The organism is Streptomyces sp. HSS9-12, assembly GCF_054963655.1.
The window spans coordinates 101,746-124,395 of record NZ_JBUEGC010000003.1 but is presented as its reverse complement, the minus strand read 5'-3'; the positions used below and the strand labels follow the sequence as shown (position 1 = coordinate 124,395).

The following is a 22,650-nucleotide window of genomic DNA, read 5'->3' as shown; positions in this document are numbered from 1 at the left end:
CACGATGTACGCCATGGCACCTACGTACGACCACCCCGGTGAAGCGGGGGCAGCCGATCCGATCCGCCTTCTCGCGATCCGCGACACCCCGCTGTCCATCGATGAGGTGTTCACGGCCGTCGGGGACGACTCCGCCGGCGGTACGGCGCTCTTCGTCGGCACCGTGCGGAATCACGACGGTGGCGCCGACGTGGCCGAGCTGGGTTACTCGGCGCACCCGACCGCCGTGGGCGAGCTGCGCCGCGTCGCAGAGAAGGTCGCCGCGGACTTCCCGGTGCGGGCCATGGCCGCCGTGCACCGGGTGGGGGAACTGGCCGTGGGGGACCTGGCCGTGGTCGTGGCCGTGTCGTGCCCGCACCGCGCCGAGGCCTTTGCCGCATGCCGCCGCCTGATCGACGACCTCAAGCGGGAAGTGCCGATCTGGAAGCATCAGAAGTTTTCGGACGGCACAGAAGAGTGGGTCGGCGCGTAGCGCTGTCGTTGAGGGGTGGTGGTCGGGCGACGGGAGGGGGGGTCGGCGCGTAGCGCTGTCGTTGAGGGGTGGTGGTCGGGCGACGGGAGGGCGGGTCGGCGCCTGCGCCCCCTGACGGATTGGGTTACGGCCTGCGACCACCGATGGATTGGGTCGGGGCCTGCGGCCACTGACGGACCCCTTCCGTTTGCGTAACCCGGCCCCGGCAGGGAGCGTTGATCGGGCGGATGGTTAATCTGCTCATCGGTCAGTTGCGGTTGTAATGGGGTCGGGAGGCCGGTATGGCGGCGCTCACTTGGTTGCTGATTCCGGTTGTGGCGGCGATGGTTGCCTCGCTGTGGGCTCGCTGGGCCGGGCGTAACCGTAAGGTCGGCGACGTTGCCGAGCTCGCCGGGTATGCGCGCTTCCGCGAGGCGATGGAGAAGTCCCACTCAGACTCCCGCGTCGTTTCCGAGCCCGAGCCCGAGTCCGACGCCGCCTGACCCCCGCGCGGCCGCCCGCGCTCGTCGGCGCAACGTACGCAATCGCCAATCGGGCCCCGGACGGACCGGCCCCACGAGTGCACTGTCGGACGCGTCCCGTACTGTCGTTCCATGCCACGCCGTACCGCGACGTTGCTCGCTTCGACCCTGACGCTGATCGCGCTGCTCTGCGTCGGGGTGCTGATCCGGGTGCCTTACTCCGAGATGTCTCCGGGCCCGACGGTGAACACCCTCGGTGAGCACGGCGGTGAGCCGGTGCTGCAGATTTCCGGTCACAAGACCTATCCGGCGAGTGGCCATCTCAATATGACGACGGTCCGGGTCACCGGCGCCGACTACCGGATGAACCTCGTCGAAGCGGTCTACGGGTGGCTGTCGCACGATGACGCGGTCGTCCCGCACAACACGCTCTACCCGGCAGGCCAGACGGCCGAGCAGGCCAACCAGGAGAACGCCGAGGAGTTCACCCAATCCCAGGAGAGCGCCAAGGTCGCGGCGCTGAAGACGCTGAACGTACCGGTCAGTTCCCGGGTGGTCGTGGCCTCCGTCGTCAAGAACAGTCCCGCCCAGAACGCCCTGCACGCGGGCGATGTGATCAAGACCGTGGACGGGAACGAGATCAAGAAGCCCGCGGACGTCGCGGAGTTCGTGACCCGCCACAAGCCGGGGGAGAAGGTGCGGTTCACCGTCGTCCCGGCCAAGGAAGCCGCCGCGGCGGAGAAGTCGGGGAAGCCGGAGCCGGGCGTCGTCAAGCCGGTCACGATCACCACGAAGAAGGCGCCGGATGACGACCGCGCGATCGTCGGCATCCAGGCCGGCACCGACCACACGTTTCCGTTCAAGATCGACATCAAGCTGGCGGACGTGGGCGGACCGAGCGCCGGGCTGATGTTTGCCCTCGGCATCGTCGACAAGCTGACTCCCGGCGACATGACCGGCGGGAAGTTCGTCGCCGGGACCGGCACGATCGACGACAGCGGCAAGGTCGGACCGATCGGCGGGATCCAGATGAAGATCGTCGGCGCGCGTGCCAAGGGTGCCGAGTACTTCCTCACCCCGAAGGACAACTGCGCCGCCGCGGCCCGGGACATCCCGGCCGGCCTCACCCTCGTCAGGGTCGACACCATCAACGACGCGGTCAAGGCCATGAAGCAGATCCGCACCGGCGACACGGCGCACCTGTCGCGGTGCGCCACCGGCTGATGTCAAGAGCGCGGCGCGCTGAGCACATCGGGTGTCCACTCGCCCTTGTTCAGCGGCGGGTGGACAGGAACGAACCGGCGCGGACCGGACCGGCCATGGTCAGTCCTCGAAGGTGGCGGCAAGCGCCTCGGCAAGCCCCGGCACCAGATCCGCCCCGGTGAGCACCTCGGTCGAGGTGTCCTTGGCGCGCAGCCGCAGCGCCGTCTCACGCGATCCGTCGCGCAGCACGCCGACCGTCATCCGGACCTCCTGGCTCTCCGGGTGGTCGGCCACCCACCTCGCCAGCGCCTCCTCGTCCAGCCCCTCGGGTACGGACGCCTCGGCGGTCGGCGGCAGCATCAGCCGCTCAACGGTCAGTGCGCAGCCCGCCACGGCATCAGGCCAGGCGATCGTGCCCAGGAACTCATCGAGCGGCTGACCGGCCGGAAGCTCGTCCTGCTCGATGGGGGTGAGAGAAGCGGCGGTGGCCTCCGTGCTCTCGCCGAGCCCCAGCTGTGCGGCGAGCTCCGGCTCCTGGGCGCGCAGCCGGTCGGTGTCGACGAGGGCGAAGAGGCGGGGCGGCTGGTCCCAGCCGAGCCCGGAGGCGTACTCGTCGATCTCGAGGACGGCGCGGGTCAGAGGGCTCGCGGCCATGGGCGTGCCGCTGGGGAGGTTGGACATGGTCAGTATCTTGCCTGGTTCGTGACCGGAATCGGGAACCGGGTAAAGCTTCAGTAAGTTGCATGGGTGGGGCCTACTATCGCCAGGCCCGCCCATACGACAGCGAACTTCGAGGTGCGCACCTTGGCTTTCCAGATGCCGGACCGCGGCGGAGGCCCGACCGGGCCACGGATCAGAGTCGGCCGACCGTCCCGGCGTGCCCGGACCCTCCTCATGACACTGGGCGTACTGGCTGTGCTGGCCATGCTCTTTGTCATGTTTGCCGGGTTCTGGACGGATTGGCTCTGGTATCGCTCGGTCGACTATTCCTCGGTCTTCACCACCACCCTGTGGACGAAGATCGGTCTGTTCTTCGTCTTCGGCCTGCTGATGGCCGTCGCCGTCGGCGTCAACATCTGGCTGGCCCACCGGCTGCGGCCGCCGCTGAGTGCCATGTCGGTCGAGCAGCAGAGCCTGGACCGGTACCGGATGAGCATCGCGCCGTACAAGACGTGGGTGCTGCTCGGGATCACAGCTCTGGTCGGGCTGATCGCGGGCGCGTCCGCCTCCAGCCAGTGGCGCACCTGGCTGCTGTGGGTCAACGGCGTGCCGTTCGGCAGCAAGGACGCGCAGTTCGGCAAGGACGTGTCGTTCTACGCCTTCGACCTGCCCTGGTACCGCTTCCTGCTGGGATTCGGCTTCGCAGCGGCCGTGCTCAGCCTGATCGCTGCCGCTCTCGTGCACTACCTGTACGGCGGGCTGCGCCTCACGACCCCTGGCGCGCGGGCGACCGCCGCGGCCACCGGCCATCTGTCCGTGCTGCTGGGCATCTTCGTCTCGCTCAAGGCGGTCGCGTACTGGCTCGACCGGTACGGACTGGCCCTGAAGTCCAGTGACTTCAAGGCCACGGGCAACTGGACCGGTCTGCGCTACGTCGACGCCAACGCCTACCTCCCGGCGAAGACGATCCTCTTCTGCATCGCCGTCATCTGCGCCGTGCTCTTCTTCGCCACGCTGTGGCGCCGCACCTGGCAGCTGCCGGTCATCGGCTTCGGCCTGATGGTGCTGTCGGCGATCCTCATCGGCGGGCTCTACCCGGCGATCGTCCAGAAGTTCCAGGTCCAGCCGAACGAGCAGGCCAAGGAAACTCCGTACATCAAGAAGAACATCGACGCCACGCGCAAGGCGTACGGCATCGACCACGCCAAGGTGACGGACTACTCGGGCGAGAGCACGTCGGGGAACGCCAAGCTGCGGGCGGACGCCGACACCACCGCCAGTATCCGGCTGCTGGACCCGAACGTCGTCTCCCCGACCTTCCAGCAGCTCCAGCAGGTGCGTGGCTACTACGGGTTCCCGACCACCCTCGACATCGACCGCTACAAGACCACGGACCGGCCGGAGCAGGACACCGTCATCGGTCTGCGCGAGCTGAACATCAACGGCATCCCCGAGCGCAACTGGATCAACGACCACTTCAAGTACACGCACGGCTATGGAGTGGTCGCGGCCAGGGGCACCACCTCGGCGTCCAACGGCTCCCCGGACTTCATCGAGAAGAACCTGCCGGCGAAGGGTGAGCTCGGCCAGTTCGAGCAGCGGGTCTACTACGGCGAGAAGACCTCGCAGTACTCCATCGTCGGCGGGCCGCAGAAGGAGCTGGACTACTCCGACGACCGCGGCGAGAAGACCTACACCTACACCGGCAAGAGCGGAGTGAGCCTGTCCAACCCGGTCAACCGGGCCGCGTACGCGCTGGCGTTCAGCGAGCCGCAGATCCTCTACTCCGGTGCGATCGGGGACGGTTCGCGGATCCTGTACAACCGCACTCCCAAGGAGCGCGTCGAGGCGGTCGCCCCGTGGCTGACGATCGACGGTGACGCCTACCCGGCGGTGGTGAACGGCCGCATCCAGTGGATCGTCGACGCATACACCACCTCCAACGGCTACCCGTACGCCTCCCGGACGACCCTCGGTGAGACCACGGCCGACGCGCTGACCGACGGGCAGCGGGCGGTGGTGACCCAGCAGAACCGGGTCAACTACATCCGTAACTCGGTGAAGGCGACGGTCGACGCCTTCGACGGCACCGTGAAGCTGTACCAGTGGGACCAGCAGGATCCGGTGCTGAAGACCTGGATGAAGGCGTTCCCCGGCACGGTCAAGCCGCGGAGCGAGATCAGCGACGGGCTGATGGCCCATCTGCGGTATCCGCAGGACCTGTTCAAGGTGCAGCGCGAGCTGCTCACCCGCTACCACGTCACCAACCCCGCGCAGTTCTACAGCGGCAGTGAGGTGTGGCAGGTGCCGGACGACCCGACGAACAAGGGCAACGCGGTCCCGCCGTACTACCTGAGCATGAAGATGCCGGACCAGAAGGCCCAGGCGTTCTCGCTGACCACGACCTTCACGCCCAACCGGCGCGAGAACCTCGGCGCGTTCATGGCCGTCGACGCGGATGCGACGCGCGAGGGCTACGGCGACATCAGAATCCTCAAACTGCCGTCCAACACCACGGTGTCGGGCCCGCAGCAGGTGCAGAGCAAGTTCAACTCCGACACCGAGATCGCCAACAAGATCAACATCTTGAAGCGCGGTGACTCCGAGGTCGTGTACGGCAACCTGCTCACCGTCCCGCTCAACGGCGGACTGCTCTACGTCGAGCCGGTCTACGTCCGCGGCGCCGGTACGAACTACCCGCTGCTGCGCAAGGTCCTGGTGACGTACGGCGACAAGACCGCCTTTGAGAACACCCTCGGCCAGGCGCTGGACGTGGTCTTCGGGGCCAAGGCACCCAGCCCCAGTGAGCCTGGGGTGGAGCAGCCCCCCAGCCCGCCCGAGCCCCCGCCGTCAGCTGGTGGAACCACGCTGCAGGATGCCCTGAAGGATGCGCAGGCTGCCTTCGACGCGGGTCAGAAGGCCCTGCAGCAGCAGGACTGGGTGGCGTACGGAAAGGCCCAGCGGGACTTGGAGGATGCGCTGAAGCGGGCCGCGGCCGCACAGCAGAAGGCGAAGCCGGGCGAGAAGAGCAGGTAAGGGCGCTGGTGGGCAAGGCGGGCAGCTGAGCAGGCTCCGTCCCGCGCCGTGGTACGGTAGGTACACACCGACGCGGGGTGGAGCAGCTCGGTAGCTCGCTGGGCTCATAACCCAGAGGTCGCAGGTTCAAATCCTGTCCCCGCTACTGCAGAAGGGCCCGGAGTCAACAGACTCCGGGCCCTTCACTTGTGTGAGGGACACCGCGGAGCGGGCGTTTGGCAAGTAGTTGTGTCGGGAAGTCGACAAAACGCCGAAGTGACTTCACTGGCTGCGGTATACCAGGTGTACGCGGGTTGCAGGTGGTGCGACGATGGCCCTTATGGGGGACAAGGCAAATCTGTTGGTTACAGGTCGGTTTGTGAATCCGCCCACAGGGCTGGACGCTGATGCACTGGGGGTTACTGCGAGCTGCGGCACCATCAGCACAGCCACCGACTCGGCTGCTGACACCGCCATCGACACAGGCACCGCCATCGGCACAGGCGCCGTCAGCGTCACCGGCACCGCCGATACCGCAACTGTCAGTGCCGAGGCGGAGGACGAGACCCGGCACCGCCTGGCCGCCGAGGCGGGCGACACCGACTCGATGAGCGTCATGGGTGCCGTGCTGCTGCGCCGAGGTGACCTCGAGGGCGCCGAGCCATTCCTCCGTGGCGCCGCCGCGGCGGGTGACCGCGCCGCGGCCAACAACCTTGGCGTGCTGCTGCACCAGCGCGGCTACAGCGACGAGGCGGCCGGGTGGTGGCGGATCGCCGCCGTGGCCGGCTCCGCCGCGGCCGCCCACGCCCTGGGCCGGCACTTTCGCGCGCGTGGCGACGAGCCCGCGGCGGAGTACTGGCTGCGCCAGTCGGCCGAGTCCGGGCACGCGCTCGGTGCCTACGCACTCGCGGACCTGCTGGAACACCGCAGCGACGTCGGTGCGGAGCGCTGGTTCCGCGCCGCGGCCGAGCAGGGCCACCGCGAGGCCGCCTACCGGCTCGCCCGCATCCTGGACGAGCGCGGTTCGGCTGGCAGCCGTCCGGACCAGTGCGGGCCGAACCAGCGCGGTCCGGACCGACTTGGCCGGGACCGGCGTGGTCCAAGCCGTCTTGGCGCGGACGCATTCGGTGGCGCTGACGGGCACGACCCGGACCACGCCGCCCCTGGCGCGTCCGAGGAGCGGGGCGAGGCCGAGCAGTGGTACCGCCAGGCCTCCGCGCGCGGCCATCGCCGCGCTGCGCTGCACCTGGGCATGCTCCTGGAAGAGCGCGGCGAGACCCAGGAGGCCGGCCGCTGGTACCTGACCGCGGCCAAGGGCGGCGAGCCCCGGGCCGCCTGCGCGCTCGGCTTCCTGCTGCGCGACGCCGGCGACACCGACAGCGCCGCGGTCTGGTGGCGGCGCGCCGCCCAGGCCGGCGACGGCAACGCCGCCAACGCCCTTGGCGCGCTGCACGCCGACCGTGGCGAGCCGCAGACGGCCGAGCGCTGGTACCGCGCCGCGCTCGACGCCGGCGACGTCAACGGCGCCTACAACCTCGGCCTGCTCTGCGCGGAGCAGGGGCGTACGCCACAGGCGGAGCAGTGGTACCGCCGTGCCGCCTACGCCGGGCACCGCGAGGCCGCCAACGCCCTGGCCGTCCTGCTGCTTCAGCAGGGCGACAACGCCGGGGCGGAGCCGTGGTTCTCGAAGGCCGCCGAGGCGGGCAGCGTCGACGCCGCGTTCAACCTCGGCATCCTGTACACCGGGCGCGGCGATGAGCGTACGGCCCGGCAGTGGTACGAGCGTGCGGCGGCGGCCGGGCACACCGAAGCCGCACTGCAGGTCGCCATCGCACTGCTGCGGGAGGGGGACGAGCGGGCCGCGGAGCGCCATCTGCGCTGCGCGGCGGGCGGCGGCAGTCCGGAAGCCGCCTTCCGGCTCGGGGTGCTGCTCGAGCGGCTCGGGTCCCTGGCGGAGGCCGACAGCGGCGCAGCGGAGTGCGAGGAGTGGTACGCGCGGGCAGCCGAGCAGGGCCACCGGCGCGCTCAGGTGCGGGTCGGGATGATCGCCGCGCACCGCGGTGATGTGGTCGCGGCTGCGCGCTGGTACCGCACGGCCGCCGAGGCGGGCAGCCGCAACGGCGCCTTCAACCTCGGCCTGCTGCTCGCCCGCGAGGGCAGCGAGCCGGAGGCCGCTTTGTGGTGGACCCGCGCTGCCGCGGCGGGTCACGGCAGGGCGGCGCTGCGGCTCGCCCTGCTCGCGGCGCGCCGCGGCGATCTGGCGGAGGGGCAGCAGTGGTGCTCGCGGGCGGTCGAGCTGGGCCCGGCGGAGGTCGCCGAGCGTGCCGCCCGCCTCCGCGAGGCGCTGCAGCAGGAACTCACGGCGTAAGACGACCGTCGTGACGCCGTCCCGCGCCCAAGGCGGGTGCGGGACGGCCCGTCGCCCCCGCCGTGGCGGCTGTGCGGCTTTCGGAGGGTGCCTCCCGTAAGGATTTGCGCTGGTCGTCGGGCCGAGGTTAGAGTTGGGCATACCGACGCGGGGTGGAGCAGCTCGGTAGCTCGCTGGGCTCATAACCCAGAGGTCGCAGGTTCAAATCCTGTCCCCGCTACTAGAGCGATAGGCCCGGATCCATCGGATCCGGGCCTATCGCATGTTCGGCGCCACATTGGCGCCGTCCTCCTCGAAGCGTGCCACGCCGTAACCGCAGAAGCGCGGCGCCAAGCGCCGGGCAGGCAGTGCGGCCGGGTTCCGGGGCGACGGTGTGCCGAAAGGTTTCGGTCAGGCGGCCGACGAGCAGGAGGGGCAGAGCCCTCGGTAGGTGACCTCGACGTCGGACACAGTGAAGCCGAAGCGCTCCGAGTCCGGGAGGTCGGCGAGCGGGTTCCCGCTGGGGTGGACGTCACGGACCGTGCCGCACTTCGCGCACACCAGGTGCTGGTGGGGGCGGTGCGCGTTCGGGTCGTACCGCATCGCACGGCGGTCCGTGCTGACCTCGATGACCTCGCCGAGCGAGACCAGCTCACCCAGAGTGTTGTAGACGGTCGCGCGGGAGATCTCGGGCAGCCGCTCGACGGCGCGCGCGTGGACCTCGTCGGCGGTCAGATGGACGTGGTCACCGTCGAGCACCTCGGCCACGACCCGGCGCTGTGCGGTCAGGCGCCAGCCGCGTGCTCGAAGTCGTTCCAGCAGGTCACTCATGCCATTCAGCCTAACAGCGAGGGGACAGGATCCCGAACGGGTACTGTCTTTGGATCCATCTTGACTTGGACTAAGTCCAATGTAGGATCTCGGCATTAGCCAAGCGGCAGGACACAACGCAGGAGGCGCACGTGACGGTGCGGGCTGAGCCAACGGGCCCGCTGACGACGGAGTCCGGTGCCCCGGTCGCGGACAACCAGAACAGCGAGACTGCGGGCATCGGCGGCCCGGTCCTTGGCCAGGACCAGCACCTGCTGGAGAAGCTCGCGCACTTCAACCGCGAGAGCATCCCGGAGCGGATCGTGCACGCGCGTGGCGCCGGTGCGATCGCCAACTTCCGCAACGCGGACGAGGACTACGGCAAGCGGCTGGAGGCCGCGGTCCAGGCCCTGCGCGGCTGATGCCCCGCTTGCCGTAAACAAGGGGCCGGATCCCATACGGGCCCGTACGGGGTCCGGCCCCTTCGCACGAGGTTCACTCCACCCGGTCTGACCGGGCCGGTACCGCCGCTCAGCCCGCGAGCAGGGGCTGCTGCCTGCGCGCGGGCGCCCAGCAGCGGATGATGTCGCGTACCGACACCACCCCCACCGCCTCAAGGTTGTCGAGCACGATCAGATGCCGGAAGCCGCCGTGCGCCATTGCCTCCGCGGCCTCCTGCAGGGTCCATTCCGGCGCGGCGAACACCACGTCGGTCGTCGTGTGCTGGTGAGCGGTCTCGTGGTCCGGGTCCTGTCCCGCTCCGATCGAGTTGAGTATGTCGCGCTCGGTGAGAATGCCGAGCCCGCTGGTGTCCGGGTCGAGGACGACAGCTGCGCCGACCCGGCGCGCGGACATCAGCCGCGCGGCCTGCCGAAGGGTGTGTTCGGGGCCGATGGTGAGGACCATCGAACTCATGGCGTCACGAACAAGCATGTGCACCTCCTGTGTGGCCCCCTTCGCGAAATCCCGGCGCGCAGGCGCCTGGTGAAGGGATGCACAAGTTCACAAGCTGGGGATTCTCATGTTCACATGGCGTCAGTTCCGCCAGCAAGGGTGCATTCGGTACTGCTTAGGGGCGTGCGTGGCCCGTCACTTGCGCCGGTTCAGATACTCCAGCAGGTCGTCGTGGAGCAGGCCGTTGGAGGCCGCCGCGTTGCCGCCGCCGGGACCCCGTACCCCGTCCAGGCTGGTGAACTCCCCGCCCGCCTCCTCGACGATGATCGCGTTCGCCGCCATGTCCCACAGCGACAGCTCCGGCTCGGCGCAGATGTCCACCGACCCCTCGGCCACCATCATGTACGGCCAGAAGTCGCCGTAGCCGCGGGTCCGCCAGCACACCCGGGTCAGATCGAGGAACCCGTCGAGCCGGCCCTGCTCCTCCCAGCCGCTCAGCGAGGAGTACGCGAACGAGGCGTCCTCGAGCCTGCCGACCCGGGAGACGTTCATCCGGGTCGCCGAGGACAGGCTGCGCCCGGTGTACGCGCCCGCGCCCCGCGCGGCCCACCAGCGGCGGCCCAGCGCCGGCGCCGACACCACCCCGACGACCGGCTGGAAGCCGCCCTCGCCCTGCACCATCAGGGCGATGAGCGTGGCCCAGACCGGCACGCCGCGGACGTAGTTCTTCGTGCCGTCGATGGGGTCGATGATCCAGCGGCGCGGGCCGGCGCCCTCGCTGCCGTACTCCTCGCCGAGCACCGCGTCGCGTGGCCGGGCGCGCAGCAGCGAGCCGCGGATCAGTTCCTCCGCGGTCTTGTCGGCCTCACTCACCGGCGTCATGTCCGGCTTCGTCTCGACCTTGAGGTCGAGTGCCTTGAACCGGTCCATGGTCGCGGCGTCGGCAGCGTCCGCCAGTACGTGGGCCAGGCGCAGATCATCGTGATAGTCGGGCATGTGCGAACAGTATCGAGGGAGGTCGGGACGGGCCACACGGCAGAGCGCGCTGGGGCCGGTCGTGTGCCCGTCGGGACTATTGACACGCTCTGCCGCTGCGTCAATTCTTTGCGCACTGTGCCATGAGAGCCGCATGGCTTGGAGGCAATGATGCCTACTGCGCGTGAAGCCTTACTGGACGCCGCGTACTCGGCGCTCGCGGGCCGCCCGTGGTCCGGGGTGCGGATGGTCGATGTCGCGGCGGCGGCCGGAGTGTCCCGGCAGACCCTCTACAACGAATTCGGCAGCAAGGACGGGCTCGGGCGGGCCCTGGTGCGGCGCGAGGCGGACGCGTATCTGGCGGGCGTGGACAGCGCGCTGGCCGCGCCGCAGAGCGCGGACCCCGGGGGCGCGCTGGCCGCGGTCGTCGAGTGGACCGTGCGCCGGGCCCAGGCGAATCCGCTGCTGCGGGCGGTGCTGACCGGCTTCTGGGGGGACCGGCTGCCGGCCCCCGTACGCACCCCGGGCCCGCCGTCCCCCGCCCTGTACGTGCCGGCGCAGCGCCGGGCGGACGCCGTCCTGCCGTCACCTGGCGAACTGCTTGTGCAGGTCCGCGACCGTGCGGTGGCGGCGCTGGAGGCGTGCCGGCCGCCGGAGGAGACCGAGCGGCTGGAGCACGCCTGCGAGGCTGCCCTGCGGCTGGCGCTGTCGTACGTGGTGGCCCCGCCGCCCACGGTGACGGCCGCTCGTGGCAACGGCGCGAGCCCGGCTCACAGCCCGGAGACGGACAGCTGCAGGCCGATCACTCCCACGATGACCAAGGTGATCGACACGATCTTGACGGTGGAGACGACATCGCCCAGGAACGCCATGCCGTAGAGCGCGGTCCCGGCGGCTCCGATGCCCGTCCAGACCGCGTAGGCGGCTCCCACCTCGAGTCTCTTCAGGGCGAGCGTCAGCAGCCCGAAGCTGCCGAGCCCGAAGACGCAGAAGGCGACCGTCGGCCACAGTCGGGTGAAGCCGTGCGAGAGCTTGAGGCACACCGCGAAGCCGACCTCCAGCAGCCCGGCGACCACGACCAGCAGCCACGCCATCAGTTCGCCTTCCGCCGCGGTGGCCCGTCGATGACCGCCCGCCTTGCCTGGTTCGGCTGCGATTATGCCGCTCTGCGGTTGGTGAGCAGCGCAATCCCGGGCTCAGTCGCCCTCGCGTCGCTCGCGCGTGGCGAGCAGCCGCCGCAGCGAGTACAGCCGGGCGGGCTCCGCGTGCCCGTCCGCGACCCACTCGTCGAGCGCGCAGTCCGGCTCGTCGTGGCTGCACGCGCGCGGGCAGCCGTCCGTGCCCGGCTCCAGGTCGGGGAAGGCGTGGATGACCCGCGAGGGATCGACGTGGTTCAGGCCGAAGGACCGCACCCCCGGGGTGTCGATCACCCAGCCCGGCCCGCCCGGCAGCGGCAGCGCCAGCGCCGAGGTCGTGGTGTGCCGGCCGCGCCCGGTCACCACATTGACCTCGCCGGTGGCCCGCTGCCGGTCCGGCACCAGATGGTTGACCAGCGTGGTCTTGCCGACCCCCGAGTGCCCGACGAACGCGGTGACGCGGCCTTCCAGCCGCTCGCGTACCCGCTCCGCCGCCTCGCCGTCCGCCAGTTCCTCGCGGCTGGTCACCACGTACGGCACGCCCAGCGGCTCGTACGTCTCCAGCAGCGGTCCTGCCGGGGCCAGGTCGGACTTGGTGAGTACCAGCAGTGGATCCAGGCCCGCGTCGTAGGCGGCGACCAGGCAGCGGTCGATGAGGCGTGGCCGTGGCTCGGGGTCGGCGAGGGCGGTGACGATCGCGAGCTGGTCCGCGTTGGCTACGACCACCCGCTCGTACGGATCGTCGTCGTCCGCCGTCCGCCGCAGCACCGAGGACCGCGGCTCGACGCGGACGATGCGCGCCAGGGTGTCCTTGGCGCCCGACAGGTCCCCGACGATGCCGACCCGGTCACCGACCACGACGCCCTTGCGGCCCAGTTCGCGGGCCTTCATCGCGACGACCGTGCGGTCCTCGACAAGGCAGGTGATCCGGCCGCGGTCGACGGTCAGGACGAAGCCCTCGGCCGCGTCCTCGTGCTTGGGGCGGATGCTGGTCCGCGGCCGGGAGCCCCTGCGGCCGGGGCGGACCCGGACGTCGTCCTCGTCGGTGTGCTTGCCGTAGCGGCGCATCGCGGGACGACCTCAGGCTCTCCGCTCGACGGCGGCCGGGTCGGCCGGCATGCCGAGCATCCTGGCCCACAGCTCGGTGAAGTCCGGCAGTGTCTTGGCGGTTGTGGCCACGTTCTCCACCTGAACGCCCTCGACCGCGAGGCCGATGACGGCCGCGGCGGTGGCGAGCCGGTGGTCGTCGTAGGTGTGGAAGATCCCGCCGTGCAGCGGGCGCGGCCGGATGCGCAGCCCGTCGTCGGTCTCGGTGACGTCGCCGCCCAGCTCGTTGATCTCCTTGGTGAGCGCGGCGAGCCGATCGGTCTCATGCAGCCGCAGATGCGCGACGCCGCGCAGAACGGACTCGGAGTCGGCCAGCGCCGCGACCGCCGCGATGCCCGGAGTCAGCTCGCCGACGTCGCTGAGGTCCACGTCGATGCCATGGATGCTGCCGCTGCCAGTGAAGGTCAGGCCGGCGTCGGTCAGTTCACAGGAGCCACCCATACGAGTGAAGATCTCGCGCAGCGCGTCGCCGGGCTGGGTGGTGCGCTCCGGCCAGTCGGGGATGGTGACGCGGCCGCCGGTGACCAGTGCCGCGGCCAGGAACGGCTGGGCGTTCGACAGGTCCGGCTCGATGGTCAGGTCCCGGCCGAGCAGGGCGCTCGGCGCGACCCGCCAGACGTTCGGCTCGCCGCCCGACTCCGGGGTGTCCACGGCCGCGCCGGCCGTGCGCAGCATGTCGACGGTCATCCGGATGTGGGGCAGGGACGGCAGGGTGCTGCCGACATGCCGCACCTCGATGCCCTGGTTGAAGCGCGGGGCGGACAGCAGCAGGGCGCTGACGAACTGGGAGGAGGAGGACGCGTCGATCTCGACCGGACCGCCGTCCAGCGCTCCTCCGCCGTGCACGGTCATCGGCAGGGCGCCGCGCCCGTCGTCGTCGATCCGGGCGCCGAGCGCGCGCAGGGCGTCGATCACACCGTGCAGGGGGCGTTCGTACGAGCGGGGGTCGCCGTCGAAGCGGACCGGGCCGTCGGCCAGGGCGGCCACCGGCGGCAGGAAGCGCATCACGGTGCCGGCGTTGCCGACGTCGACGCTGGCCGGACCGTGCAGACCGCTGGGGATGACCCGCCAGGCCTCGCCGGCGCCGTCCGGGGTGCCCGGGCCGGACGTGGCGCTCGAGACCGTCTCCTCGATGCCGACGCCCATGGCGCGCAGCGCCTCGGCCATCAGCAGGGTGTCGCGGGAGCGGAGCGGGCGGCGCAGCCAGCCGGGCTCGGAGGCGAGCGCGGCCAGCACCAGAGCGCGGTTGGTGACCGATTTGGAGCCGGGCACGGTGACGGTCGCGTCGACGGGCCCGGACGCGAGCGGGGCGGGCCAGAGTGCGGTGTGCACGGGGTTACCGGTCATGGCCATCACTTTAGTGGCTCATGCCTGGCACGAATCTCGATCAAAAGCGGAGAAACCCAGAGGAAACAGAGCAGTGATAGGGGCCTGAGCAACGGGAGTGACCAAGCGGGGAAGAGGTGTCACCAGCCGAGCAGCCAGCGGCCACCGCCTATGAGCGAGGTCAGCGAGACGGCGTGGAAGAGGAACAGCCACATTGCGGCGGGGACGTTGGTGAGTCTCGCGAGCTGGTCGGCGTCGGAGTCGGGCGCGCCGCCGCGCCGCCGCTTCCCCTGCAGCTCGAAGGGCGGCCGTACCCCTCCGATGAGCAGGAACCACACGGCGGCATAGGCGAAGGCGGCCTGTACGGCGGGGCCGGTCAGCCATGAGACGAGGAAGAAGGCGGCTCCGGTGAGCAGCACGCTCAGGACGCCGTACGCGTTCCGGGTCATCACCAGCATGGCGGCGAGCAGCGCGACCGCGAGCCACAGCAGGGCCGTGATGTGCCCGGCTGCCAGCAGCCAGGCGCCGCCCAGGCCGATGAGCGACGGCGCGGTGTAGCCGGCGGCCGCCGTGAGGATCATGCCGATGCCGGTGGGCTTGCCACGGGAGACGGTCAGCCCCGAGGTGTCGGAGTGCAGCCGGATGCCGTCGAGGCGGCGACCGCTGAGCAGGGCGACCAAGCCGTGGCCGCCCTCGTGCGCGATGGTCACGGCGTTCCGGCTCAGCCGCCAGGCGCTGTGCGGCAGAACAGCCGCGAGCGCGACGGCGGCCGTGACGGCGACCAGCCAGACGGGCGGGGCGGGCTGGGCTCCGATGACGCGGTCCAGCAGCTCACCGAGATCAGCGGTGCCTATCAACGGGCGGCTCCCTTGTCCTGAGGCGTTCCCAGCGGCGGCTGGGCATGTCGCGCGGTACGGGCGTCGTGGCAGTGTGGCACTTATGTGCGGTCGATACGCAGCGAGCCGGAAGCCGGAAGATCTCGTCGGGCTGTTCAACGTGGCCAAGTGGGAGCCCAAGGAGGCCCTGGCCCCGGACTGGAACGTCGCTCCGACGAAGGATGTGTACGCGGTCCTGGAGCGGCCGGACAAGGAGTCCGACAGCCCCGAGCCCGTGCGGCAGCTGAGGATGCTGCGCTGGGGCCTCGTACCGTCGTGGGCGAAGTCACCCGACGTCGGGATGAAGATGATCAACGCCCGGGCGGAGACGGTGCACGAGAAGGCGTCCTACCGGCGGGCCTTCGCCTCCCGGCGCTGCCTGCTGCCCGCGGACGGCTACTACGAGTGGGCCACCGGGGCGGCCGAGCGCCGGCTCGAGGAGGAGGGAAAGAAGAAGCGGGCGCGCAAGCAGCCGTACTTCGTGACCCCCTCCGACGGCTCGGTCATGGCGATGGCGGGACTGTACGAGTTCTGGCGGGACCCGACGCTGCCCGGCGACCACCCGCGGGCGTGGTGGGTGACCTGCACGGTCGTGACCACGGCCGCGGAGACCACGCCGCTGGCCGGGACATCGGGTGAGGACGGGCCGCGGTCGCTCGCGGACATCCACCCCCGGATGCCGCTGGTGCTGCCGGAGGACCGCTGGGCGGCGTGGCTCGATCCGGCGCGGACGGACCCGGACGACCTGCGCACGCTGCTGGCTCCGCCGCCGTCCGGGATGATGCGGGCCTACCCGGTCTCGACCGAGGTCAGCAACGTACGGAACAACGGTCCGGAGCTGGTCAAGGAGCTCACCGCGCCGGAAGTGAGCACCCTCTTCTGAGCCGCCGCGAGACTGCCGGGGCGCGGCGCCACGCCCGCGGCTCTCGGCGCGGCAGGATGGGGGCGTGAGCGAGATCGAAACCGTCCCCACCTCCGTGGGCGATGCCCGTATCACCTGGTTCGCGGCTCCGGAGGCCAAGCTGGTGCTGGCGCTGAGCCATGGCGCGGGCGGCGGCATCGAGGCCCGCGATCTGCAGGCCCTGGCCGCCACGCTGCCCGCTCACGGCGTGACCGTCGCGCTCGTCGAGCAGCCCTGGCGCGTCGCCGGCAAGAAGGTGGCCCCCGCCCCTAAGACCCTCGACACCGCGTGGGCGGCGCTGTGGCCCGCCCTGGAGAAGCCCGGGCTGCCGGTCGTGGCCGGCGGGCGGAGCGCGGGGGGTCGCGTGGCCTGCCGGACGGCGCGCGAGCTGGGTGCGTGCGCCGTGCTGGCACTGTCCTTCCCCCTCCATCCGCCGGGCAAGCCGGAGAAGTCCCGCGCCGGGGAGCTGACGGGCGCGGGGCTGCCCACCCTGGTCGTGCAGGGCGGCCGCGACCCCTTCGGGCGGCCCGGGGAGTTCCCGCTCGGGACCGAAATCGTCGAGGTCCCGAACAGCGATCATTCCTTCACCGTGCCCAAGAGGGCCGAGCTGACGCAGCACGAGGCACTCGGCATCCTGACCGGCGCCGTCGCCGCGTGGCTGGATGGGATCCGGCCCTAGGACGTATCCCGAAGCCGGTCTCAGCCGGCGGGAATGCGCCGAGCCTGACCTGCGTTGTCCCGGTTGTCCGCAGGCACAGAGCCAGGAGAGGGAGTCCGCCGCATGGGTTCGATCCAATGCCCGCCCCGCCCGCAGACCGCCGAGATGGGGTGGTCGCAGATGGCGGTGGTTCAGCCGGCTGCTTTCGCCGGAGCGGCCGCCGGAGCGGATCGTCGTCTATCCTCCGATTCGAGCGGGTCCGCATTCGTTCCCGCTGACGCGCTGGAGGAGGTGGGTCCGGTCACCGGGACCGACGCAGGGACGACCGGCGACGGCCAGCCGGAAGAGACGGTCGCCGAGCGCAACGCGCGCTTCGAGCGGGACGCCCTCATGTTCCTCGACCAGATGTACTCCGCCGCGCTGCGCATGACGCGCAACCCGGCGGATGCGGAAGATCTCGTCCAGGAGACGTACGCGAAGGCGTACGGCTCGTTCCACCAGTTCCGTGAGGGCACCAACCTCAAGGCCTGGCTCTACCGGATCCTCACCAACACCTTCATCAACTCCTACCGCAAGAAGCAGCGCGAGCCACAGCGCAGTGCGGCCGAGGAGATCGAGGACTGGCAGCTGGCACGCGCCGAGTCGCACATGTCGACCGGTCTGCGCTCCGCGGAGTCGCAGGCGCTCGACCACCTGCCGGACTCGGACGTGAAGGCGGCGCTGCAGGCCATCCCCGAGGAGTTCCGGATCGCGGTCTACTTCGCGGACGTCGAAGGCTTTGCGTACAAGGAGATCGCGGACATTATGGGAACCCCCATCGGTACCGTTATGTCGCGCCTGCACCGCGGTCGTCGCCAACTGCGCGGTCTGCTGGAGGATTACGCCCGTGACCGCGGGCTGGTCCCCGCCGGCGCGAGCGCTGCGTCGACCGAGTCGCACGACGAGGAAGGCTCGGGATCATGAGCTGCGGCAAGCCGCACGAGATCGACTGCTCAGAGGTCCTTGACCATTTGTACGAGTTTCTCGATCACGAGATGCCCGATGGTGAGTTCCACAAGTTCGAGGAGCACTTCGACGAGTGCTCGCCGTGCCTGGAGAAGTACGGACTCGAACACGCGGTGAAGAAGCTCGTGAAGCGCTGCTGCGGCCATGACGACGTACCCGCCGACCTCCGGGCGAAGGTCATGGGCCGGATCGAGCTCATCCGGGCGGGCGAGGCAGTGCCCGACCAGACCGTGCTGGAGCAGGCTGTCGCCGAGCAGCAGGCGAGGGAGGCCGACGCCCAGTCGGCGTCCGCCCGGGCCGACTCGGCCTGAGTGCAGAGCGGGGCGCGAGGAGGCGTGTGAGCCGACGCGGCTCGAGCCCGTACGCGCCCTTAACGTCACCCGAAGGTGCGAATCCGGAACGCTCGGACGGCCTAATCCGCCGATGCGCCTGCCGCGCGGCAAGCGCGGGCCTATTCTCCCCATCCTGACGCGCAGACAGAAAAGCGTGCGGGAACGCGGGGAGGAGGCGCATGCGAGCTCTGCCGCCGGGGGCGCGCGTGTACATCATGTGCGCCGTGCTGGCCGCCGGTGCCTGTGCCGCCCCCTCCTTACGCCCAGCCGCCCCAATCCCCTGGGCCGCTGTCGGCCTGCTCGTCGTCCTCTACGCCGCCTGTGAGCAGGTGACGCGCTGTCCCTTCATGGGCCGCCGGGCCCCCGGCGGCATGGGCTCGTTCGTGCCCGTGCTCCTTGCCGGAGCGTTTCTGCTGCCGCCCGCGGCCGCTGCGCTGGTCCCCGTTCCGGGCGCGCTGATCGGCCGCGTCGAGCAGCATCCGGCCTGGCCGCGGCGGGTGTGGCATGCCGCCCAGCGCGCGCTCGCGTCGTACGCCGCCGCATACGCCTTCGGCGGCGGCCACGGCGGCCTGACCGCCAGCGGCCATGCCGCCGTGGCCGCCGCCGACTTCCCCTACGCCCTGCTGTCCGCGGCCGCCGGGGCGCTCGCCTACTGCCTGGTCCTCGTCGCCCTCGACGGCGGCATCCTCGTCACCGCCGAACGCTGTTCCCCGCGCACCGCCTGGCGCGGGCTGCTGCTGCGCGCGCTCGCCCCGCACCTGGTGCACGGGCTGGCCGGGCTGATGATGGCGGTGCTCTGGCGCAGCCCGTACGGTCCGCTCGCCGCCCTGCTGGTGCTGCTGCCGATGTACGTCTGCTGCTGGATGTTCGCCCAGTACGACCGTGAGCGGGCCGCCCACCAGGCCACCATCCGCGCGCTGGTCCAGGCCGTCGACATCAAGGACCGCTACACCCGCGGCCACAGCGAGCGCGTCGGCCGCGCCTCCGTGATGATCGCCAGGGAGCTGGGTATGGCAGGGGACCGGCTCGAAGTGCTCCGCTTCGCGGGCATACTGCACGACGTCGGCAAGATCGGCGTCCCCACGCGGCTGCTGCGCAAGGACGGGCCGCTGACTCCCGAGGAGCGCCGTGTCATCGAGCTCCATCCCGAGTACGGGCACGAAATGGTTCGCGGCATCGCCTTTCTGCGGGAGGCGCGCGCGGCGATCCTGCACCACCACGAGCGCATGGACGGCAGCGGTTATCCATACGGCCTGTCCGGCTCGCAGATCCCGGAGTTCGCGCGGGTGGTGGCGGTCGCGGACGCGTTCGACGCGATGACGTCGACGCGCTCCTACCGACGGGCGCGCCCGGTCCCGGACGCTGTCGAGGAGTTACGGCGGTGCGCGGGCACCCAGTTCGACCCCCGGATGGTCCTGGCTCTGGCCCAGGCCCTCGACCAGCACGGCTGGCATCCAGGGGTCACGGCCGACAGGGCCAGTACGGCGGACGGGGCGGACGGAGCGGGCGCGTGCGGAAACGTGCCGCCAACGCCGCAGCCGACACCGGCCGCAGGCCCGCCACCATCCCGGTCCCCAGCGGACTCCGTCTCGGAACGGCGCCGAGCGGCCCCGGCACTGGCACCCGCGACCGGCGGACCGCCGGCCGGCGGCCCCGCTGCCAGGCCGTCCGGCCCCGCTCAGCACCCAGACCAGGCCGGAGTGGAGCCCAACCGAGGCGGAGGCGCATGAGCCGCGGACAGGAGCCCCCCGAAGCCTGCGGCCCTTCGCCGTCACCCGCGGATGAAGGCGGCACGCCGGGCCCCGGACCGGGGGAGAGACGTTCTGCCGTGCCCTCCGGGATCCATGCGGGCCGGGAGACCGATGCGCCCGCGGGCCCACGTGCGCCTCTCACCGTGGCGTGTGTGCGCGGTGCCGCGGTGACCCTCGGGGCGAGCGCCCTTGGGTGGACCCTGTGGCACGGGATCCAGCAGCCGGGCACCGCCCTTGCCTTCGCCGTGCTCATAGCCGTCGGCGAGCTGCTGCGCTGGGGACCAGCCGGCCGCGAGGCAGCCCCGCTCGCGGCCGCCGGAGCGCTCGCCTACGCGCTCCTTGGCCAGATAGCCGGACACCCCACCACCCACGGTGTGTTCCAGGTCGTCACCGTCGTCGGCGCGGCCGCGCTGGCCGGGACCGCGCCGCACGTCGCCCGCGCCGGTACATCCGTCTTCGACCACCTCGCCCGCCGCGTCCTGACCGCAGGATTCGCCGCCACCTGCTTCCAACCACTGCACACCTCCGGACAGTTGGACGAACGGATCGGGCAAGGCCCGTACTACGCCCTCTTCCTGCTGCTTCTGCTGGCCCTTACCGCCCTGTGCGACGCCGTCGTCGCGGCCGCTCTCGCCCGCTCCCGCACCGGCTGGCCGTACGGACCGCTGCTCCGTGACGAGCTACGGGCCCTGCTGGGCATCGGCTCGGCCATCTGCGCGACCGGTGTGGTCATCGCCCTTGCCGTCGCCGTGGCCGGACTGTGGGCGCTGCCCGTGTTCTGCGTGCCGCTGCTGCTCACCCAGTTCTCCTGCCGCCGCTACGCCGCCGTACGGGCCACCTACCGGCAGACCATCGCCTCCCTCGCCCGCGCCACCGAGATCGCCGGCTACACCCCCACCGGCCACGCCCGCCGCGTCGCCGCCCTCAGCGGGGCCGTCGGCCGAGAGCTGGGGCTGTCCGAACCCGAGCTGGATGTGCTGGAGTGCGCGGCGCTGATGCACGACATCGGTCAGCTCTCCCTGGTGGACCCGGTCCCCGCAGGGGCGACCGCGTCGCTGCCGCCGGAGGAACAGCGCCGGATAGCGCTGCTCGGCGGCGCGGTCGTACGCCAGACCGGGGTGCCCGCCGAGGTGGCGGTCGTCGTCGAGCGCCAGGCGGATCCGTACTGCGAGCAGCCGCTCGCCGCTCGGATCGTCCGCGCCGTCAACGCCTACGACGACCTGGCATGCGGTGGGCGGAGCCTGGGCGGTCCGCTGAGCGCCTTGGAACGGCTCCGGCTGGCCACCGCCCGCGACTACGAACCCCGGGTGGTCGATGCTCTCGCGCGCGTGCTCGCCCGCGGTGGCCGACCGCCCGGTTCACCCCCGTAATCCCGGTTCACTACCGCAGAAACAGCCGTCGAAACCGCCAGGGGGAGCCGTTGAATCTTGCTGAACCCACGGGTAATGAGCGCGCGTCGAGATGGGCATGGTTGGATGCGGAAGCAGAGGGGGTTCGGGGTCGCGCAGTCGGCAAGGAGCACCGTGAACAACGCTCCGCGCAGGCTGCAGCGCACTGGACGAAAGGGGCCGGGCTGAGATGGCGGCCGATCTGTGGCAGGTTGTCCCAGGGAGGGGGACGCTCCCCCTGGGGGCACCTCCCGGGCCGGGCTTCTGACACAGTCGGCAGGCACAAGGCAACGGACACGGAGTGAACCGGCAGGCGGGAATCGTGAGGATCTTCGGCAAGGGACGGCATCGGCCCTCCGCCTCGTGGCGGCAGGCGACCGACCGCGCTTTCACGCTGATCGGCGACGGTCGGTACGAGGACGCGGGAGCGCTGCTCACCCGTGCCGCCGACCTTGAGCCCTGGCTCTCCGAGTCCTGGTTCAACCTGGCGCTGCTGCACAAGTTCCGGCACGACTGGGAGCAGGCGCGCGCCGCGGGCCTGCGCGCCGTCGCCCTCCTGGACCGCGAGGAGGGCGCCCCGGACTGGTGGAACGTGGGCATCGCGGCGACCGCCCTGCAGGACTGGCCCCTGGCCCGCCGCGCCTGGCAGGCGTACGGCCTCAAGGTCCGCGGCGACCAGCGCACGGACGGCCCGTCCGCGGAGCCGATCGAGATGGAGCTGGGCAGCGCGGCCGTACGGCTGTCGCCGGAGGGCGAGGCCGAGGTCGTATGGGGCCGCCGGCTGGACCCGGCCCGCCTGGAGGTGCTGAGCATCCCACTGCCGTCCTCGGGGCGGCGCTGGGGCGAGGTCGTGCTGCACGACGGCGTCCCGCACGGCGAGCGCACCACCGCGGCGGGGCACTCGTACCCGGTCTTCGACGAGATCGAGCTGTGGGCGCCCTCCCCGGTGCCGACCTGGGTGGTGCTGCTGGAGGCGGCCACCGAGGCCGACCGGGACGCCCTGGAACGGCTCGCGGGCGACGCGGGCTACGCGGCCGAGGACTGGTCGTCGTCGGTGCGGCTGCTGTGCCGTTCCTGCTCGGAGAGCCGGATGCCGAGCGACGAGGGCGAGGGCGAACATCTCGACCCGCACGACCACAGTGAGCCCGGACACCCGGGTCCGCTCGGCCACCGGACGGCGGGCTCGGGCGTGCTGTGGGTGCCGGAGCGGGAGTGCGGCATCGCGGCGCCCGCCGGACTCGTACGGGGCCTGCTGGACGGCTGGGTCGCCGACAGCCCGGACACCCGTGCCTGGCGGGACCTGGAAGAAGTCTGCTGACCTGGGCCGCCCGCCT

Annotated in this window: 21 protein-coding genes, 2 tRNA genes and 1 pseudogene; 16 read left to right on the top strand and 8 right to left on the bottom strand. The window is 71.2% G+C overall.

What is annotated here, in order from left to right; all coding sequences use genetic code 11:
• Positions 1-13: 13 nt before the first annotated feature.
• From ACY34J_RS02625 to ACY34J_RS02615, 3 genes are all read left to right on the top strand, one after another.
• Complete coding sequence (locus ACY34J_RS02625; RefSeq protein ID WP_462724617.1) at positions 14-472, top strand: molybdenum cofactor biosynthesis protein MoaE; 459 nt, start codon at positions 14-16, stop codon at positions 470-472.
• Positions 473-753: 281 nt separating this feature from the next.
• A complete protein-coding gene (locus ACY34J_RS02620; RefSeq protein WP_462724618.1) occupies positions 754-954 on the top strand; it encodes a hypothetical protein in 201 nt (66 codons plus the stop codon).
• A 111-nt stretch (positions 955-1,065) separates the two neighbouring features.
• A complete protein-coding gene (locus ACY34J_RS02615) occupies positions 1,066-2,157 on the top strand; it encodes a YlbL family protein (RefSeq protein WP_462724619.1) in 1,092 nt (363 codons plus the stop codon).
• Positions 2,158-2,256: 99 nt separating this feature from the next.
• Here ACY34J_RS02615 and ACY34J_RS02610 read toward each other — a convergent pair whose 3' ends face one another.
• Complete coding sequence (locus tag ACY34J_RS02610; RefSeq protein ID WP_462724620.1) at positions 2,257-2,817, bottom strand: PPA1309 family protein; 561 nt, start codon at positions 2,815-2,817, stop codon at positions 2,257-2,259.
• Positions 2,818-2,952: 135 nt separating this feature from the next.
• Here ACY34J_RS02610 and ACY34J_RS02605 point away from each other — a divergent pair, with 135 nt between their 5' ends.
• From ACY34J_RS02605 to ACY34J_RS02590, 4 genes are all read left to right on the top strand, one after another.
• Entirely contained in the window at positions 2,953-5,832 is a 2,880-nt protein-coding gene (locus ACY34J_RS02605; protein ID WP_462724724.1) for a UPF0182 family membrane protein, read from the top strand.
• A gap of 71 nt (positions 5,833-5,903) precedes the next feature.
• Positions 5,904-5,977, top strand: a tRNA-Met gene (locus ACY34J_RS02600).
• 165 nt (positions 5,978-6,142) lie between these two features.
• Positions 6,143-8,179, top strand: a complete 2,037-nt coding sequence (locus ACY34J_RS02595) for a tetratricopeptide repeat protein (protein ID WP_462724621.1) — start codon at positions 6,143-6,145, stop codon at positions 8,177-8,179.
• 146 nt (positions 8,180-8,325) lie between these two features.
• Positions 8,326-8,399: transfer RNA gene (locus ACY34J_RS02590), tRNA-Met, on the top strand.
• Positions 8,400-8,569: 170 nt separating this feature from the next.
• Here the strand turns inward: ACY34J_RS02590 and ACY34J_RS02585 are convergent.
• Complete coding sequence (locus tag ACY34J_RS02585) at positions 8,570-8,989, bottom strand: Fur family transcriptional regulator (protein ID WP_462724622.1); 420 nt, start codon at positions 8,987-8,989, stop codon at positions 8,570-8,572.
• Between the two features lie 131 nt (positions 8,990-9,120).
• On the opposite strand from ACY34J_RS02585, the pseudogene ACY34J_RS02580 reads away from it, so the two are divergent.
• Positions 9,121-9,327 (top strand): annotated as a pseudogene (locus ACY34J_RS02580) (catalase); the annotation flags it as partial.
• A gap of 172 nt (positions 9,328-9,499) precedes the next feature.
• Here the strand turns inward: ACY34J_RS02580 and ACY34J_RS02575 are convergent.
• Positions 9,500-9,901: a CBS domain-containing protein gene (locus tag ACY34J_RS02575; RefSeq protein ID WP_462724623.1), complete on the bottom strand. Its 402-nt coding sequence runs from the start codon at positions 9,899-9,901 to the stop codon at positions 9,500-9,502.
• Positions 9,902-10,057: 156 nt separating this feature from the next.
• The gene (gene hisN / locus ACY34J_RS02570; protein ID WP_462724624.1) at positions 10,058-10,858 is read right to left on the bottom strand and encodes a histidinol-phosphatase; all 801 of its coding nucleotides are present in this window, start codon (positions 10,856-10,858) and stop codon (positions 10,058-10,060) included.
• Positions 10,859-11,008: 150 nt separating this feature from the next.
• Between hisN and ACY34J_RS02565 the strand changes: the two genes are divergently transcribed.
• Positions 11,009-11,716 carry a TetR family transcriptional regulator gene (locus tag ACY34J_RS02565; protein WP_462724625.1) on the top strand — a complete coding sequence of 236 codons (708 nt, stop codon included), beginning with the start codon at positions 11,009-11,011 and terminating at the stop codon, positions 11,714-11,716.
• Here the strand turns inward: ACY34J_RS02565 and ACY34J_RS02560 are convergent.
• The 4 genes from ACY34J_RS02560 to ACY34J_RS02545 form a co-directional block, all read right to left on the bottom strand.
• Positions 11,608-11,931 (bottom strand): DMT family transporter, encoded by a 324-nt coding sequence (locus ACY34J_RS02560; RefSeq protein WP_462724626.1) that lies wholly within the window; start codon positions 11,929-11,931, stop codon positions 11,608-11,610. The two genes, ACY34J_RS02565 and ACY34J_RS02560, sit on opposite strands and share 109 nt — an antisense overlap.
• A 102-nt stretch (positions 11,932-12,033) precedes the next feature.
• Positions 12,034-13,041: a ribosome small subunit-dependent GTPase A gene (gene rsgA, locus ACY34J_RS02555; RefSeq protein WP_462724627.1), complete on the bottom strand. Its 1,008-nt coding sequence runs from the start codon at positions 13,039-13,041 to the stop codon at positions 12,034-12,036.
• Positions 13,042-13,053: 12 nt separating this feature from the next.
• The gene (gene aroA / locus ACY34J_RS02550; protein WP_462724628.1) at positions 13,054-14,427 is read right to left on the bottom strand and encodes a 3-phosphoshikimate 1-carboxyvinyltransferase; all 1,374 of its coding nucleotides are present in this window, start codon (positions 14,425-14,427) and stop codon (positions 13,054-13,056) included.
• A gap of 119 nt (positions 14,428-14,546) precedes the next feature.
• Positions 14,547-15,260, bottom strand: coding sequence for a M50 family metallopeptidase (locus ACY34J_RS02545; RefSeq protein ID WP_462724725.1), 714 nt, complete (start codon positions 15,258-15,260; stop codon positions 14,547-14,549).
• A gap of 85 nt (positions 15,261-15,345) precedes the next feature.
• Here ACY34J_RS02545 and ACY34J_RS02540 point away from each other — a divergent pair, with 85 nt between their 5' ends.
• The 7 genes from ACY34J_RS02540 to ACY34J_RS02510 all read left to right on the top strand — a co-directional run bounded on the left by ACY34J_RS02540 (position 15,346) and on the right by ACY34J_RS02510 (position 22,634).
• A complete protein-coding gene (locus ACY34J_RS02540) occupies positions 15,346-16,164 on the top strand; it encodes an SOS response-associated peptidase (RefSeq protein ID WP_462724629.1) in 819 nt (272 codons plus the stop codon).
• A gap of 64 nt (positions 16,165-16,228) precedes the next feature.
• Positions 16,229-16,861: an alpha/beta hydrolase family protein gene (locus tag ACY34J_RS02535; protein WP_462724630.1), complete on the top strand. Its 633-nt coding sequence runs from the start codon at positions 16,229-16,231 to the stop codon at positions 16,859-16,861.
• A gap of 270 nt (positions 16,862-17,131) precedes the next feature.
• Entirely contained in the window at positions 17,132-17,803 is a 672-nt protein-coding gene (locus tag ACY34J_RS02530) for a sigma-70 family RNA polymerase sigma factor (protein WP_462724726.1), read from the top strand.
• Positions 17,800-18,156, top strand: a complete 357-nt coding sequence (gene rsrA / locus ACY34J_RS02525) for a mycothiol system anti-sigma-R factor (RefSeq protein WP_462724631.1) — start codon at positions 17,800-17,802, stop codon at positions 18,154-18,156. Before ACY34J_RS02530 ends, rsrA begins: the two co-directional genes overlap by 4 nt.
• Before the next feature lie 200 nt (positions 18,157-18,356).
• Positions 18,357-19,907 carry an HD-GYP domain-containing protein gene (locus ACY34J_RS02520; protein WP_462724632.1) on the top strand — a complete coding sequence of 517 codons (1,551 nt, stop codon included), beginning with the start codon at positions 18,357-18,359 and terminating at the stop codon, positions 19,905-19,907.
• A gap of 173 nt (positions 19,908-20,080) precedes the next feature.
• Positions 20,081-21,298 carry an HD-GYP domain-containing protein gene (locus ACY34J_RS02515; protein ID WP_462724633.1) on the top strand — a complete coding sequence of 406 codons (1,218 nt, stop codon included), beginning with the start codon at positions 20,081-20,083 and terminating at the stop codon, positions 21,296-21,298.
• A 340-nt stretch (positions 21,299-21,638) separates the two neighbouring features.
• Positions 21,639-22,634, top strand: a complete 996-nt coding sequence (locus ACY34J_RS02510; RefSeq protein ID WP_462724727.1) for a tetratricopeptide repeat protein — start codon at positions 21,639-21,641, stop codon at positions 22,632-22,634.
• Positions 22,635-22,650: the final 16 nt, after the last annotated feature.

Excerpts from the sequence above, each read along its gene's own strand:
- ACY34J_RS02610 (WP_462724620.1), bottom strand. The coding sequence starts at position 2,817 with ATGTCCAACCTCCCCAGCGGCACGCCCATGGCCGCGAGCCCTCTGACC.
- ACY34J_RS02560 (WP_462724626.1), bottom strand. The coding sequence starts at position 11,931 with ATGGCGTGGCTGCTGGTCGTGGTCGCCGGGCTGCTGGAGGTCGGCTTC.
- ACY34J_RS02565 (WP_462724625.1), top strand. The coding sequence starts at position 11,009 with ATGCCTACTGCGCGTGAAGCCTTACTGGACGCCGCGTACTCGGCGCTC.
- ACY34J_RS02575 (WP_462724623.1), bottom strand. The coding sequence starts at position 9,901 with ATGCTTGTTCGTGACGCCATGAGTTCGATGGTCCTCACCATCGGCCCC.
- ACY34J_RS02625 (WP_462724617.1), top strand. The coding sequence starts at position 14 with ATGGCACCTACGTACGACCACCCCGGTGAAGCGGGGGCAGCCGATCCG.
- aroA (WP_462724628.1), bottom strand. The coding sequence starts at position 14,427 with ATGACCGGTAACCCCGTGCACACCGCACTCTGGCCCGCCCCGCTCGCG.
- ACY34J_RS02540 (WP_462724629.1), top strand. The coding sequence starts at position 15,346 with ATGTGCGGTCGATACGCAGCGAGCCGGAAGCCGGAAGATCTCGTCGGG.
- hisN (WP_462724624.1), bottom strand. The coding sequence starts at position 10,858 with ATGCCCGACTATCACGATGATCTGCGCCTGGCCCACGTACTGGCGGAC.
- ACY34J_RS02620 (WP_462724618.1), top strand. The coding sequence starts at position 754 with ATGGCGGCGCTCACTTGGTTGCTGATTCCGGTTGTGGCGGCGATGGTT.
- ACY34J_RS02615 (WP_462724619.1), top strand. The coding sequence starts at position 1,066 with ATGCCACGCCGTACCGCGACGTTGCTCGCTTCGACCCTGACGCTGATC.
- ACY34J_RS02520 (WP_462724632.1), top strand. The coding sequence starts at position 18,357 with ATGCGAGCTCTGCCGCCGGGGGCGCGCGTGTACATCATGTGCGCCGTG.
- rsrA (WP_462724631.1), top strand. The coding sequence starts at position 17,800 with ATGAGCTGCGGCAAGCCGCACGAGATCGACTGCTCAGAGGTCCTTGAC.
- rsgA (WP_462724627.1), bottom strand. The coding sequence starts at position 13,041 with ATGCGCCGCTACGGCAAGCACACCGACGAGGACGACGTCCGGGTCCGC.
- ACY34J_RS02605 (WP_462724724.1), top strand. The coding sequence starts at position 2,953 with ATGCCGGACCGCGGCGGAGGCCCGACCGGGCCACGGATCAGAGTCGGC.
- ACY34J_RS02585 (WP_462724622.1), bottom strand. The coding sequence starts at position 8,989 with ATGAGTGACCTGCTGGAACGACTTCGAGCACGCGGCTGGCGCCTGACC.
- ACY34J_RS02595 (WP_462724621.1), top strand. The coding sequence starts at position 6,143 with ATGGCCCTTATGGGGGACAAGGCAAATCTGTTGGTTACAGGTCGGTTT.